This window comes from Ideonella azotifigens (assembly GCF_021043325.1).
Classification (GTDB): domain Bacteria; phylum Pseudomonadota; class Gammaproteobacteria; order Burkholderiales; family Burkholderiaceae_C; genus Ideonella; species Ideonella azotifigens.
The window spans coordinates 1-13,705 of sequence record NZ_JAJNKD010000019.1 but is presented as its reverse complement, the minus strand read 5'-3'; the positions used below and the strand labels follow the sequence as shown (position 1 = coordinate 13,705).

The window sequence follows — 13,705 nt, the reverse complement described above, 5'->3', positions numbered from 1 at the left end:
CACGCTTTGCACCTTCTGCAGAGGACGGCGCCCGTGCACCGGGTTGGGACATTCATGATTCTTATGAATGTCGAATTTCAGTAATCCACCTTTTCGATTTGGGCGCCGCCGTTGACAATTCGCCCAATGGGCCGCAAGACGCGGCCCGCATCTTTTGCGAGGCTGCGGCATGAAGGTCATTGTTCTCGGCGCCGGCATCATCGGCATCAGCACCGCCTGGTACCTGGCAGCCGAAGGCCATGAAGTCACGGTGGTGGACCGCCAGCCCGACGCGGCGCTGGAAACCAGCTTCGCCAATGGCGCGCAGATCTCCGTCTGCTTCTGCGAACCCTGGGCCAATGCCGGCGCGCCGCTGAAGGTCGCCAAATGGCTGCTGCGCGACGATGCGCCGCTGCTGTTCCGCCCGCGCATGGATCCGTACCAGTGGCGCTGGGGCGCCAAGTTCCTGACCCAGTGCACCGATGCCGCATTTGCACGCAACGTGCAGCAACTGGTTGCGCTGGGCGCCTACAGCCATGAATCGCTGAAGGCCTTGGTCAACGAGACGGGCATCGAATACAACCGTCTCGAGCGCGGCATCATGCATTTCTTCTCGTCGCAGGCCGACTTCGAGGCCGGAGCGCAGGCGGCCGGCCTGATGCGCGAGTACGGCGTGGACCGCCGCGTGCTGAGCCGCGAGGAAGTGCTGAAGGTCGAGCCGGCGCTGGCGGCCTTTGGCAGCCAGATCCACGGCGGCACCTATACCGCCAGCGATGAATCCGGCGACGCCCGTGTCTTCACGCAGGAACTGGCCCGCCGCTGCGCCGAGCGCGGCGTGAAGTTCCTCTGGCAACACGACGTGCTGGGCTTCGAGCGCAGCGGCGACGCCATCAGCAGCGTGCGCATCAAGGACCAAGTGACCGGCCAGGCCCGCACGCTGGTGGTCGACCAACTGGTGGCCGCGATGGGTTCGTACACCGCGCCCATGCTGCGCCCCATCGGCGTGGACCTGGACATCTACCCGGCCAAGGGCTACTCGGCGACGATGAAGCTCAAGCGCCCCGAAGCCGCCAGCACCGTGAGCCTGCTGGACGATGGCCGCAAGATCGCGATCTCGCGCCTGGGCGACAGCATCCGCATCGCCGGCACGGCCGAGATGGCCGGCTACGACACCCGGCTGGACACCAACACCGCCAAGGTGCGCTGCGCCTCGCTGGTGCAGCGCTACGAAGAGCTGTTCCCGGGCGTGGCCGATACCTCAGAGCCGAACTTCTGGACCGGCCTGCGCCCCAGCACGCCCACCAACATCCCCTACATCGGCCGCAGCAAGATCGGCAACCTTTGGCTCAACGCCGGCCACGGCACGCTGGGCTGGACCCACGGCGCCGGCTCCGGCCGGGCGCTGGCCGAGCTGATGTGTGGCCGCCAGCCGCAGCTGCAGTTCGGCTTCTGCGGCGAGGCCGCGCCCGCGCGCCAGCCCATGGTCCAGGTCGCCTGAAGCGCCGTCTGCAGCGTAACGGGCGGGCGTGACACAATCCCGCCCCCATGCCAGACGCCGCCTCCTCACACCCCAGCTCGGCGCGCCAGCCCGCCGTTCAAACCGCCGCCTTCTGCGCCATCGACTTCGGCACCTCGAACTCGGCCATCGCATTGCCTGACGATGGCGGCGTGCACCTGGTCGAGGTCGAGCCCGGCCAGCGCACCATGCCGACCTCCGTCTTCTACACGATGGAAGGCCAGCCGCCGCACGCCGACCCGCGCCGCCTCTACGGCCGCGCCGCGCTGGCCGCCTATGTGGACGGCGTCGAAGGCCGGCTGATGCGCTCGATGAAAAGCGTGCTCGGCTCACCGCTGATCGAGCAGGGCACCGATGTCGGCGCCGGCCGTTCGGTGCGTTTCCTGGACGTGATCGCCGGCTACCTGAAGCACCTGAAGTCGCTCGCCGAGGCCGAAGCCGGCGGGCCGCTGCGGCGCGCGGTGCTGGGCCGGCCGGTGTTTTTTGTCGACGACGACCCCGTGCGCGACGCGCAGGCCCAGGCGGCCCTGGAAGCGGCCGCGCGCCTGGTCGGCTTCGACGAGATCAGCTTCCAGTTCGAGCCGATTGCCGCGGCGCTGGACTATGAATCGACCACCGACCACGAGCAACTGGTGCTGGTGGCCGACATCGGCGGCGGCACCTCGGACTTTTCGGTCGTGCGCGTCGGCCCGCAGCGCGCCGCGCAGATCGAGCGTGCTGGCGACATCCTGGCCAGCCACGGCGTGCACGTCGCCGGCACCGACTTCGACCGCCAGGTCGAACTCAGCGCCATCCTGCCGCTGGCCGGCTTCAAGGCGCTGGGTCCGCCGCCGTCAGCCCGCGAAGTGCCCAGCAAGGTCTATTTCGACCTCGCCACCTGGCACCTGATCAACACCGTCTACACGCCGCAGCGGGTCATGGAGCTGCGGCGTATGAAGACTTTTTATGCCGACACGCAGCTGCACACGCGGCTGATGGCCGTGGTCGACGAGCGCCTGGGCCATGCGCTGATGGGCGAGGCCGAAGGCGCGAAGATCGCGGTGGCCGAAGGCCGCCCGGCCCACATCGACCTGGACGCCGTGGAGCCCCGTTTGAGCACCACGCTGGGCGAAGCGCAGGCCATGGCGGCGCTGGAAGCGGACCTGGCGCGCATCGTGAAGGCAGGGGTCGAAACGGTGCGGCTGGCTGGGGTCACGCCCGAACGCATCGAGGCGGTCTACCTGACCGGCGGCTCGACCGGCCTGGCCCCGCTGGCCACGCGCATTGCCGCGCCGTTTGCCAATGCCCGCACCGTGCGCGGCGACCGCCTGGCCAGCGTGGCGCAAGGCCTGGGCCTGCATGCCCAGCGCGTGTTCCGCTAGATGGGGCACCCGGCTCCGCGGGTACGCGGAGCCACCCGCCGGGCGGGTTGCGCAGCCGCCTTGAGGCGGCTCGGCGCCGGCTGCTGAAGGCCGCACCCGGTTCGCGTCAGTGCTTCGGGCCGGTCTTCTTGGCAGGCGCAGCCCGTCCCGCGGGGCGGGCAGCTGCACCGCGCTGTGAAGCCGGCTTGCGCGCCTTGGCGGCGGCCCCGGCCGGTCGGCCCGATTGCGGGCGGCTGACGTCGGCCAGCAGCAAGGTACTGGTGACCAGGCCTTCGACGGCGTCGGACAGGTCGGCCGGCGGCTCGATCATCTCTATCATTTCCAGCAGGTCGTCCGCGTCTTCCAGGTCCTCGGGATCGAACACGCGATAGAGCACGGCCAGCGGCTCCAGCACCTCGCGCGCGTCATTGCGCATCAGCTGCGGGAAACACTCCATCGCCAGCGCAAAGCCAGCGACCCAGGGCATCACGGTTTGCAGCGGATCGTCCTCGTCGTCCAGCTCGAAGACCCAGGGGTCGAACCATTGGCGGCCGTGGATGGCGCGGTTCAGCTCGGCATGGCGGCGGCGCACCAAGGCTTGCAAGGGCGCGCTTGGAAAGCTGGCCGGTGCGGCGCGGCCGTCGGCATCGATCACATGCGGGAACCAGCGCGCCTCAGGGACCTGTGCCGGCTGCAGCAGCACGCCACAGAGGTAACCGTCCAGCATCATCAGGTCCAGCGGCTCCAGCGGCGCCGGCACGGTGTCGAGCAGCTGCTCCAGCCGTTCCATGTCGGCATCGTTCAGCGGGGCAAGGGATTGCGGGGAAGGGGCTGCGGAAGAGGTGGCCATGCTCAATTGTCCCTCGCGCGCCGGACCGGGGCATCGCCCGCCCCAAATGCAAGCGCCATGCGCCAGGAGTGTGGCGCCGGCGCAAACCGCTTGTCCCTCATGTGTGACCTTTTACCCAATCCCCCGTCAGGGGGATGTCACGGGCCTAAGCATCGCCGTACATTCCACTTCACGGTCGATGGAATGAGCAGCGAAGAGCGCTTGCAAACCTATCCGTGCATTGCCTTGTTTCGACAAGCCGATGCGTTCACCAGATGTTCTGTCCTTGTTCACGGTCGCGCCACAGCAAAACTTGAAGCGACCCTCCCGTCATCGCTTATTCGGTCGATTTCGGGGCGTGTTGAGAAGGTAACGGCATCAGCTTGTGTTCAAGTCGGCGCATTCTGATGCCACGGCTCGGACGGTGAATCAGGTTGCAGGCACGCGCTCGCGGCTCACCCCATCTGGCAATGCTTTCGCCCAGTTGTCGGTTGCTTTTTGCACCTGGCGCCCTGGCAAGCGCATTGCCGCCAACGGTCCCAACGACGTCCTCTTGGAGGACTTATCCGACTCAGCTCGCAAGGGCTGGGTCGTTTTTTTTGGCCGGCGGCCTGGGTACACCGTGCCCGGCGGCATTCGAGCAGGCTTTTGTTGCTGCTTCATGGCAACTGGAAGCCTGAGTTGAAACCTACAAGCAAAAAGCTCACCAGTGCCTGAACCGTGCGCGGCACCTGGGCCGTGCGGGGCCGGATGGCCCACAAGTGCGTACCGAAGCTGCCCACCGGGCGCCAGTCCGGCAGCAGTTGCCGCAGGCTGCCGTCGCGCAGCGCGGCCTGCGCGCTGAAGTCAGGCAGCAAGGTGATGCCCAGCCCCCCCAGCGCGGCGTCGCGCAAGGCTTCGCTGTTGTTGGCCGCCAATCGCCCGGCCACACCGACGCTGAGGCGCTCACCGCCACCGCGCGGCTCGAAGCTCCAGCCCGGCGCGTCACCCGCCCGCGGGTAGAACAGGCATTGATGCAGGGCCAACGCCTGCGGGTGCGCTGGCGCCGGGTGGCGCGCCAGGTAGTCCGGGCTGGCCACCAGCACCGAATGGGTCTCGCACAACTGCCAGGCGACATGCGTTTCCGGCGGTGAGCTGGTGTGGCGCAGCGCCAGGTCGAAGCCGTCCTGCGCCAGCGCGCTGAGCCGGTCGGACAGCTCCAGCTCCAGCCGCACTTCCGGGTACTGCGCCAGAAAGGCCGGCAGCCGCGGCACCAGTTGCTGGCGCGCCAGTGCGACGGGCGCCGTCACCCGCAGCAGCCCGCGAGGTGCACCAGCCAGGTCGCGCACGCCGCTGAAAGCGTCCTGCAGGGTTTCGAACGCGGGCCGGGTGCGCTCGGCCAGCAGCTGCCCGGCTTCCGTGAGCCGCACGCTGCGGGTGGTTCGTCGCACCAGCGGCACACCAGCAGCGCTTTCCAGCTCGCTGATGCGCTGGCTCATCGCCGCCTTGCTCAGGCCCAGGCGGCGTGCGGCGGCGGTGTAGCTGCCGGCTTCGGCCAGCGTGGTGAGGGCGTGCAGGTGGCCCCAGGGCGGCATGCTGTTGTTCGAGCTCATCGCGGGATTGTTCGCCAAACTGAACAATGAATCCAGGTTTTTGGCATTGGCAGCAAGGCGGGCGCTGCCTAGACTCAAAGCTTCCGCCGAACCACTGGAGACCGCCATGGGCGCCCCTGAAGCCTTCACTCACACCGCCGATGTCGGCCATTTCATTGCCGGCCAGCGCGTGCCGGCAAGCAGCGGCCGCAGCCAGGCGGTCTACAACCCGGCCACCGGCGCGGTGGCGCGCCAGGTGCAGCTGGCAGCCGAGGCCGACGTGAATGCTGCGGTCGCTGCCGCGCAAGCTGCCTTCCCCGCCTGGGCCGACACGCCGCCGATCCGCCGGGCGCGGGTGCTGAACCAGTTCCTCGCGCTGATGAACCAGCACCGCGACACGCTGGCCGCGATGATCACCGCCGAACACGGCAAGGTCTTCACCGACGCGCAGGGCGAGGTCAGCCGCGGCATCGACATCCTCGAATTCGCCTGCGGTGCACCGCAGCTGCTCAAGAGCGACTTCACCGACCAGGTCTCCACCGGCATCGACAACTGGACGCTGCGCCAGCCGCTGGGCGTGGTGGCCGGCATCACGCCGTTCAACTTCCCGTGCATGGTCCCGATGTGGATGTTCCCTGTGGCACTGGCTTGCGGCAACACCTTCATCCTGAAGCCCAGCGAACGCGACCCGTCGGCCAGCCTGTTCATGGCCGAGCTGCTGAAGCAAGCCGGCCTGCCGGACGGTGTCTTCAACGTCGTGCAGGGCGACAAGCTGGCGGTCGACACGCTGCTCAAGCACCCGGACGTGCGCGCCATCAGCTTCGTCGGCTCCACGCCCATCGCCCAGTACATCTACGAGACCGGCGCCCACCACGGCAAGCGCGTGCAGGCGCTGGGCGGCGCGAAGAACCACATGGTGGTGATGCCGGACGCGGACGTGGAGCAGGCGGTGGACGCGCTGGTCGGCGCCGGCTACGGCTCGGCCGGCGAGCGCTGCATGGCGATCTCGGTCGCGGTGCTGGTGGGTGATGTGGCCGACAAGCTCGTGCCCAAGCTGGCCGAACGCGCACGCACGCTGAAGATCAAGAACGGCATGGCGCTGGACGCCGAGATGGGCCCCATCGTGACCCGCGAGGCGCGCGACCGCATCGAGGGCTACATCGGCGTGGGCGTCGAGGAAGGCGCCACCTTGGTTGTTGACGGCCGCGGCCACACGGTGGCGGGCCTGGAGAACGGCTTTTTCACTGGCGGCACGCTGTTCGACCACGTCACGCCCGAGATGCGCATCTACAAGGAAGAGATCTTCGGCCCGGTGCTGGCCTGCGTGCGCGTGAAGGACTTCGCCGAGGCGCTGGCGCTGGTCAATGCGCATGAGTTCGGCAACGGCGTGGCCTGCTTCACCAGCGACGGCAACGTGGCGCGCGAGTTCAGCCGCCGCGTGCAGGTCGGCATGGTCGGCATCAACGTGCCCATCCCGGTGCCGATGGCCTGGCACGGCTTCGGCGGCTGGAAGAAGAGCCTGTTTGGCGACACGCACGCCTACGGCGAAGAAGGCGTGCGTTTCTACACCAAGCAGAAAAGCGTGATGCAGCGCTGGCCGGCCAGCATCGGCAAGGGTGCCGAGTTCGTGATGCCGACCGCGAAGTAAATGGCGCCCCAAGGCCCGGGCTGCGCCCGGTCCGCCCCCCGGGGGGGATCAAGGCAACTTGGGGCGACCCTGCGTTGCCTTGAGTCTGTCCAATCAGCGCAGCGGAATCGGCGTGGCCCGGTCCACCGGCACGGCGGTCACGCTGTTCTGCGGCGAGCCTTCGATCACCCGGTCCGAGTAGGTCATGTAGACCAGCGTGTTGCGCTTGGCGTCCACCATGCGCACCACGCGCAGCCGCTTGAAGACCAGCGAGATGCGTTCGCTGAACACCTCGTCCTGCTGGCGCAGCGGCTTGGCAAACGACACCGGGCCGACCTGCCGGCAGGCGATGGACGCCTCCGACTTGTCCTCCGCCAAGCCCAGTGCGCCCTTGATGCCGCCGGTCTTGGCGCGCGAGACATAGCAGGTCACACCGGCCACCAGCGGGTCGTCGTAGGCATCCACCACGATCTTGTGGTCCGGGCCGATCCACTTGAACACCGTGTCGACCTCGCCGACCGGCTCGGCGCTGGCACCACAGGCCGCCACGGCCAGCAGGCCCAGCCCCGCGACCAGCCGCCAGCCCGGACGGGTCCGGCGGCGCTGCATTGTTTCCGTCATCTGCTCATTCCCTTCATGTGGCGGCCGATTGGCCGGGACATTGTCCGTCGCAGCGCCAGCAGGCCGATGCCGCGTTGGACAAGAGTTCCGCTGGACAAGCCGGACATGGGCCCTGATGCTCCAGCCTCAAGGAGGATTGCGCATGACGCCCACACTTCACCCGTCCCAGGCCCCGCCTGCCGGCTCCCCGGGGGCTGCGGCACCCGACCTGGCGGCAGCCCAGGCGCTTTACCAGCGCCGCGCCGCGCACTATGACGTCGAGCTGTCCGTCTTCGAACCCCTGCGCCGGCAAGCCGTCTCGGCGCTGGCGCTGCAGCCTGGGGAGACAGTGCTGGACCTGGGCTGCGGCACGGGGCTCAGCCTGCCCTTGCTGGCCCAGGCGGTGGGTCCGCGCGGCAAGGTGCTGGGCGTCGAACCCTGCCCGCAGATGATGGCCCTGGCCCGCCAGCGGGTTGACGCGCTGCAGTTGCGTCAGGTGGCGCTGCTGGAAAGCGAAGCGGCCCAGGCGCCGCTGGCACTGGCGCCGCTGGCCGACGCCGCGCTCTTCCATTTCACCCACGACGTGCTGCAGCAGCCCGAGGCGCTGGCCCATGTGCTGGCCCACCTGAAGCCCGGCGCCAGGGTGGTCGCCTGCGGCCTGCAGTGGGCGCCGTGGTGGGCCTGGGGCTGCAATGCCTGGGTGCTGGGCGCTGCGCTGTACTCCACGACCACGCTGGCCCGCCTGCACGCACCGTGGCAACTGCTGGCCGACGCGCTGCCCGGCCTGCAGGTCCAGCCCTGCTGGTTCGGCACCGTGTTCATGGCTCAGGGGCAAGTGCCGTCCTGAACCCGGCCAGGCGTTGATCTGGCGCAACAAGCTGCCCGCCGGCTGCACATCTGGCGACACATTGCGTTCCCACCCCGCCAATGAGGGTTTCCACGGAATTTGCTGCACCTGCACAATAGGCCATGACCCGCGCCAGCTTCGCCGAAGACCGCCCGCAGACCCTGGGCGAGGAAATTGCCAACGCCATCAGCCATGGCCTGGGCTTCCTGCTTGCCGTGGCCTCGCTGCCCATCCTGGTGATGCAGGCCCTGAAGCAGGGTGGCACGCTGAGCGTCGTCGCTGCCTGCGTCTTCGCCATCACGATGATGGTGCTGTACATGGTCTCGACCATCTACCACGCGCTGCCGCTGGGCCGCGCCAAGGTCTGGATGAACCGGCTGGACCATGCCGCCATCTACCTGTTCATCGCCGGCAGCTACACGCCGTTTGCGCTGGGCGTGCTGCGCGGCGGCTGGGGCTGGACGCTGTTCGGCCTGGTCTGGGGCGCGGCGCTGGTCGGCATCGTCGTCAAATTGCTGAACCGGCTGCAGCACCCGTGGCTGTCCACCGGGCTTTACATCGCCATGGGCTGGATGGCGCTGATCGCCGTCGTGCCCATGGTCGAGCGCATGGCGCCAGCCGGGCTGGGCTGGCTGGTGGCCGGCGGCCTCAGCTACACGCTGGGCGCGCTGGTCTTCATGCTGGACAACAAGGTGCGCTACGCCCACTTCGTCTGGCACCTGTTCGTGCTGGGCGGCAGCACCTGCCATTTCTTCGCCGCACTGTGGCATTCCCACGGCCCGGCCATCGCCGCGCCGCTGGCCTAAGCGGCTGGGCGCTTCCCGCGCAGTTTCTTCCTGACCCGCGCCAGGTGTGCCGGCGTCGCCATGCTGGCGCTGGCATCTTCCGCAGCCACCGCGCGCTGCAGCCATTCCGCGGCCGCCGGCCAGTCTTCACACTCGGCCAGTGCCAGGCCAAAGGCCTCGGCCACCGCGCCGCAGCCGCCCCAGCGTGCACCAAAACGCGCCACCAGTTCCGTGATCTGCGCCCTGGCTTGAACCCGCGGCAGCCCGCTGTGCCGCAGGCCCAGCAGCAGGTTCTCCAACTGCAGCGCCAGTGCAGGCGCCGAGACAATGCCCTCGAAGCGCTGCTGCGCCGCGGGTGCGGACTGCGCGTCGCCCACCGCCGTCCGCCAGCGCCAGTCCGGGTCGCCGTAGCACTGGTAGGCGGCCCAGGTGTTGCTCTGCGGATGCTGCGCCCATGCGGCCTCCCGCGCCTCGCCCACCGCGTCAATGAAGCGGTGGCCGCGCAGCAGGCTGGCATAGAAGGTCTCGGCAAACAGCGCGGCCGGCGCGTCGTCCACCGCCCAGCCGGCCGCGACCACGCAGCGCACGCCCATGCCGACCAGCGTGCCGGCCAACCCCGCCGCCCAGCGCGGCCAGTCCAGCGCGGTGCTGGCGAGCAGCGCGCCGGCCGGCTGCTGCGCCAGGTGGCAGCAGTTCAGGAAGACCAGCTCAGGCACGCGCCGCATCGCGGCAACCTCGCGCGGCCCGAGCACATTGCCGTCTGACAGCACCACGCCGCCATCGGCCCCGGGCTCGCCATGGCCGGCCACATGCAGCAGCCGGTAGTCGCGCGCCAGCAGCGTCGTGATCACCTCGTGCGCCGACGGGCTGGGGCCGTCGCCCTCGGGCACGCAGGCCAGCACCTGCGCGGCACCGGGCTGCAAGGCCTTGAGCACCGCCCGCGCCTCGGCGCGCGCGCCCGGCAGTGCGCCGTAGCGGCTCAGGTCCACCTGCGGCTCGCCGATCACCAGCACCGCATCGTCGGCCCGCGCGTCGTGCGGCATGGCCGGCGCGGTCGGGCTGCCGGTCGCCAGTGCCAGCCGGCGCAACAGCCGCGTGCGCAGCGCCCACGGCCGGTGGCGGGTCTCGCCGTCTTCTGCGGAAGCATCCAGCAGCTCCCACGGAATGCCGGCGGTGCCGGGGTCGAGCTGGATCACCAGTTCGTTGGCCGCCGGCCCGCTGTCGCTGCCGCCCAGGTAGGCCTCGATCTCGGCCGGGATCAGCAGCTTGAACAGCGCGCGGCCGAGCGCCGGGTCGTGCCGCGCCTGGGTCGAAGCCGCCTGCACCAGCGAACGCAGCAGCCGCGGCTGGGTGCGCAGCGCGCGCACCTCGTAGCGCGCGCGGTGGGTGTCCAGCGTGTAGGCGATGGCGCTGGCCCGCGGCGCGCCCTCCCCCGAGGGCACATGCGCATCGGCCCCTGTCTCGCCTCCGGGCTCGTCGCCACGGTCCGGCACGGTCAGCGCTGAAAAGCAGTCGTAGCCGGTGCCGCGGTAGCCGGACTCTGCCGGCCGGCGCATGCCGCCGGTGCCGCTCAGCACCTCGGGCACCAGCGCCATCTCGCCTGGCCGACTGCCGCAGAGGATGGACAGGCCCTGCCAGGCCTCGGTCGCCCGGTCCAGGTACAGCTCCACCAGCTGCAGCTGCGCCACGCCTGCCCAGCCGCTCTGGCGCAGCCGCTGCCCGGCCTCGCGCACGCCCATCACAATGGCCTGCGCCGCGCTGCCGGCCGTCATGCCCACGCCGCCGCTGCCCAGCAGCGTGGCGGCCAGCGTCAGGCCCTGGGCCCCGCCAGCGCCGTGCTGCTGCTGCACAAAGGCGATCACTGCCTGTTGCACGGTGTGCACCAGCTCCGGCAGCCGCAGCTGGCCTTCTTCGCCCAGCCCGGCCACGATCACCAGCGGCAGCAGCGCCGTGTCACCGCCCGCATGCCTGAACAGCTGCTGCGTGCCCGGCGCCTCGGGGTACAGCCCGGCCGAGAGCGACTGCTGCATCGCGCCGCCGATCAGCCGGTCCACCGCCGCCTCGGTGCCGGTCAGCCGGCTGGCTGCGTAATGGCCGATCAGCAGCGCGTGCGGCACATAGCGCAGGTTGCCGTGCAGCACGCTGACCTGCAACGGCGCGGCGGTGCCGGCGATCTCCGGTTCCTGACGCAGGTTTGCCGCGGCGGCTTCTGCCATCGCCGCGCGCGCCTTGGGCTCTGTCTGCTGCGCGTCGTCCAGCGGCAGGAAGCCGCCGTCCCCATCGTCGGCCCGGGTCAGCCCGTCGAGCAACCAGCGGACCGATTCCGCTTGATTGAAGTAACTGAAATGGTGGACCGCTGGCCCTTGCGCGAAGCGGAAACGCGCGCCGCCCACCGGCCGAGCCAGCCCGCCGGCCATCGAGCCGGTGTTGACCACCAGGTCGTTGTCGGCACCGTAGAACCAGTCCACCGCCAGCAGCTTCAGCTTGCCCCAGCGGCCTTCGGGCGCCAGGTCACCGGTGATCGCACTCAGGTCGGCCGTGGTCTGCAGCCCCGGCAGGCGCAGCAGCCGGGTCAGCGCCGAGCCGGGCATCATCGCTTCCAGCCCCGGCAGCGTGCGCGGGTCGGTGCGTTCCTTGACGACCTTCAGCAGGAAGTCAGTCGCGTCGCCCAGCCAGCCATCGCCTGCCAGCATGCCCAGCACCGACAGCCAGCGGTCCAGCCGGCCGGAGGCCAGCGTGGTGCCGCGGGCCGGGCAGGCCACGCGCACGAAACGCGCAACGCTCAGGCGCTTGGCATCCAGCACCTGCAGCAGCTCGGCCAGGTCCGCCTGGTCCTTGGGCATGCCGTCAAACAGGCCGGCCTTCAGGATCGCAACGGTGCTTGCGGGCGTGCGCTGCGCCAGGCACAGCAGCTCGCCCACCAGCCCGCCGCGCGAGTGAGACACCAGGTGCAGCCTGGCGCCCGCCGGCAGCGCCTTGGCCAGCGCCAGCGCATTGGCCACCGGACTTTCGGTCAGGCTGCGATGCTCGAAGGCGAAGACCTGCCCGCCGTAGCTTTGATGCAGCGTGGCACGCGCGGCTTGCGCCTGCGCATCGTCGCGCCACAGGTCGCCAAAGCTGCCGGCAAGGCTGGACATCGTGCCGTGCAGGAAGACCAGCAGCGGCGCATCGGCGGGCAGCTCACCCGTTGCCATCGACTGCAGCACCGGCGGCCCATCGTCCAGCGTCACGCGATACAGGCCCGGCGCCCGGCCGCCCAGTTGCCGTGCTTCCAGCTTCGCGCCCAGCGCCGCCGCGGCGTGGCCGGCCACGTCCACGCCGAACAGCTCCAGCGCCTGCAGCGCCACGCCCACAGCACCGCGCTTCGGGCCCTCTTCCAGCCGCTTCGGCACCAGCCGCGGCGGCACAGCCCAGTTGCCCGCTGCCTTGCCCCGCGTGCTTGGCGCCTGGCCGTGTTCCTGCAGGAAATCGTCCACCCGCGACCACAGCACCAGACCGTCTTCCAGCGTCAGCCGCAGCACTTCGTCCGGCGCCGCACCGACCACCACGTCAGCGCCACCGCCGCGTCGCGCGGTGCCACCGTCCAGCTCGATGCGCCTGGCGCTTTGCACCGCCACCTGCTGCACCGGCAGCGAGCGGGCCGGCGCGGCATGGCCAGGCAGTTGCAGCTTCAGCGCGGGCGGGTTGGGTGAGGGGGAAGGCGGGCGGCGGGTGGGCATTGGCGATGAGCGGTCTGCAGGTGGCACAAGGGGCGACACGGCGCGCTTGCGAAGTGGGGGCGGGCCCAGTTACGCTGCGCGGGTTTCACCCAGCACACGGAGTATCAGCGCATGCAAAGCCGCTTTGGCGCGAGCGTCCCCTGCCGGTTGGCCGCCGCGGGCCTGCTCGTCCTCTTCACATCGCTTGCCAGTGCGGCACCGGTGAAGGTCTTCAACCTGGTGATGATGCAGTCCGAGGACGAACTGCAGGGCCGCATGCCCAGCGTGCAGGCCTTGTCCGCCTATTCCGCCGCGGTGCAGGCGGCCATCCGCAACGTCGCCGCGGCCAACGACTCCCTGCCCTCGGTCGGCGGCTTCATCGTCGTCGCCGTGCGCCCCGGCAAGCGCAGCAACGCCTGGCTGGATTTCGAGCCCGCGTTGCCGCCCGGAGTCGCCGCCGCGCTGGTCGCCGACATCCGCAAGGTCCCGCCACTCGAAGTCCAGGGCGGCCCATTGGTCTTCGCCATCAAGCTGGGCTTTGCCGAAGGCATCCCACCCCAGCGCATGGCGCCGTCACCGCCCGAATGGAAAGCCGCCACAGCCAAGGCCGGCAAGCCGATGGACACGGCCGAGTTGGTCGAGCGGGCCTGGCGGGACTGACGCAAGACATCGAGTTCCGCGCACAAAAAAAGCGGCCCGAAGGCCGCTGCAAAGGACAGACAGTGAGTGAAGCGCCTGCTCAGCGCACCTTGCCGGCCTTCCACGCATTCAACAGCGTGTCGTAGGCGATGGTTTCACCCTTGGGCTTTTCGTTGGCCAGCTTGGCCCACGGTGCACCCTTGTCGCTGAGGTACTTGGCCGGATCGCCCTTGGGGTTCAGCTTGGGCGCGCAGTGGGCCATGCCAGCGCGCTC

10 protein-coding genes are annotated in these 13,705 nt (G+C 69.7%); 6 read left to right on the top strand and 4 right to left on the bottom strand.

The annotated features are described in order from the left end of the window. Positions 1 to 169: 169 nt before the first annotated feature. Both LRH25_RS27165 and LRH25_RS27160 read left to right on the top strand, forming a co-directional pair. Positions 170 to 1,477, top strand: a complete 1,308-nt coding sequence (locus tag LRH25_RS27165) for a D-amino acid dehydrogenase (protein ID WP_141287986.1) — start codon at positions 170 to 172, stop codon at positions 1,475 to 1,477. A gap of 47 nt (positions 1,478 to 1,524) precedes the next feature. Next, a complete protein-coding gene (locus tag LRH25_RS27160; protein WP_231012893.1) occupies positions 1,525 to 2,856 on the top strand; it encodes an Hsp70 family protein in 1,332 nt (443 codons plus the stop codon). Between the two features lie 106 nt (positions 2,857 to 2,962). Here LRH25_RS27160 and LRH25_RS27155 read toward each other — a convergent pair whose 3' ends face one another. Both LRH25_RS27155 and LRH25_RS27150 read right to left on the bottom strand, forming a co-directional pair. Continuing rightward, positions 2,963 to 3,685 carry a YecA/YgfB family protein gene (locus tag LRH25_RS27155; RefSeq protein WP_231012892.1) on the bottom strand — a complete coding sequence of 241 codons (723 nt, stop codon included), beginning with the start codon at positions 3,683 to 3,685 and terminating at the stop codon, positions 2,963 to 2,965. A 638-nt stretch (positions 3,686 to 4,323) separates the two neighbouring features. After that, positions 4,324 to 5,256, bottom strand: coding sequence for a LysR family transcriptional regulator (locus tag LRH25_RS27150; protein WP_231012891.1), 933 nt, complete (start codon positions 5,254 to 5,256; stop codon positions 4,324 to 4,326). 106 nt (positions 5,257 to 5,362) lie between these two features. Here LRH25_RS27150 and LRH25_RS27145 point away from each other — a divergent pair, with 106 nt between their 5' ends. Beyond that, positions 5,363 to 6,883 (top strand): CoA-acylating methylmalonate-semialdehyde dehydrogenase, encoded by a 1,521-nt coding sequence (locus LRH25_RS27145; protein WP_141289683.1) that lies wholly within the window; start codon positions 5,363 to 5,365, stop codon positions 6,881 to 6,883. Positions 6,884 to 6,976: 93 nt separating this feature from the next. On the opposite strand, the gene LRH25_RS27140 is transcribed toward LRH25_RS27145, so the two are convergent. Then, positions 6,977 to 7,471 (bottom strand): CreA family protein, encoded by a 495-nt coding sequence (locus LRH25_RS27140; protein WP_141289686.1) that lies wholly within the window; start codon positions 7,469 to 7,471, stop codon positions 6,977 to 6,979. Positions 7,472 to 7,625: 154 nt separating this feature from the next. On the opposite strand from LRH25_RS27140, the gene LRH25_RS27135 reads away from it, so the two are divergent. Then, positions 7,626 to 8,309: a class I SAM-dependent methyltransferase gene (locus LRH25_RS27135; RefSeq protein ID WP_141289684.1), complete on the top strand. Its 684-nt coding sequence runs from the start codon at positions 7,626 to 7,628 to the stop codon at positions 8,307 to 8,309. 122 nt (positions 8,310 to 8,431) lie between these two features. After that, positions 8,432 to 9,115 (top strand): PAQR family membrane homeostasis protein TrhA, encoded by a 684-nt coding sequence (gene trhA, locus LRH25_RS27130; protein ID WP_141289685.1) that lies wholly within the window; start codon positions 8,432 to 8,434, stop codon positions 9,113 to 9,115. Here trhA and LRH25_RS27125 read toward each other — a convergent pair. Continuing rightward, positions 9,112 to 12,813: a CHAT domain-containing protein gene (locus LRH25_RS27125; RefSeq protein ID WP_231012890.1), complete on the bottom strand. Its 3,702-nt coding sequence runs from the start codon at positions 12,811 to 12,813 to the stop codon at positions 9,112 to 9,114. The two genes, trhA and LRH25_RS27125, sit on opposite strands and share 4 nt — an antisense overlap. Positions 12,814 to 12,924: 111 nt before the next feature. Between LRH25_RS27125 and LRH25_RS27120 the strand changes: the two genes are divergently transcribed. Continuing rightward, entirely contained in the window at positions 12,925 to 13,452 is a 528-nt protein-coding gene (locus LRH25_RS27120; protein WP_231012889.1) for a hypothetical protein, read from the top strand. Positions 13,453 to 13,705: the final 253 nt, after the last annotated feature.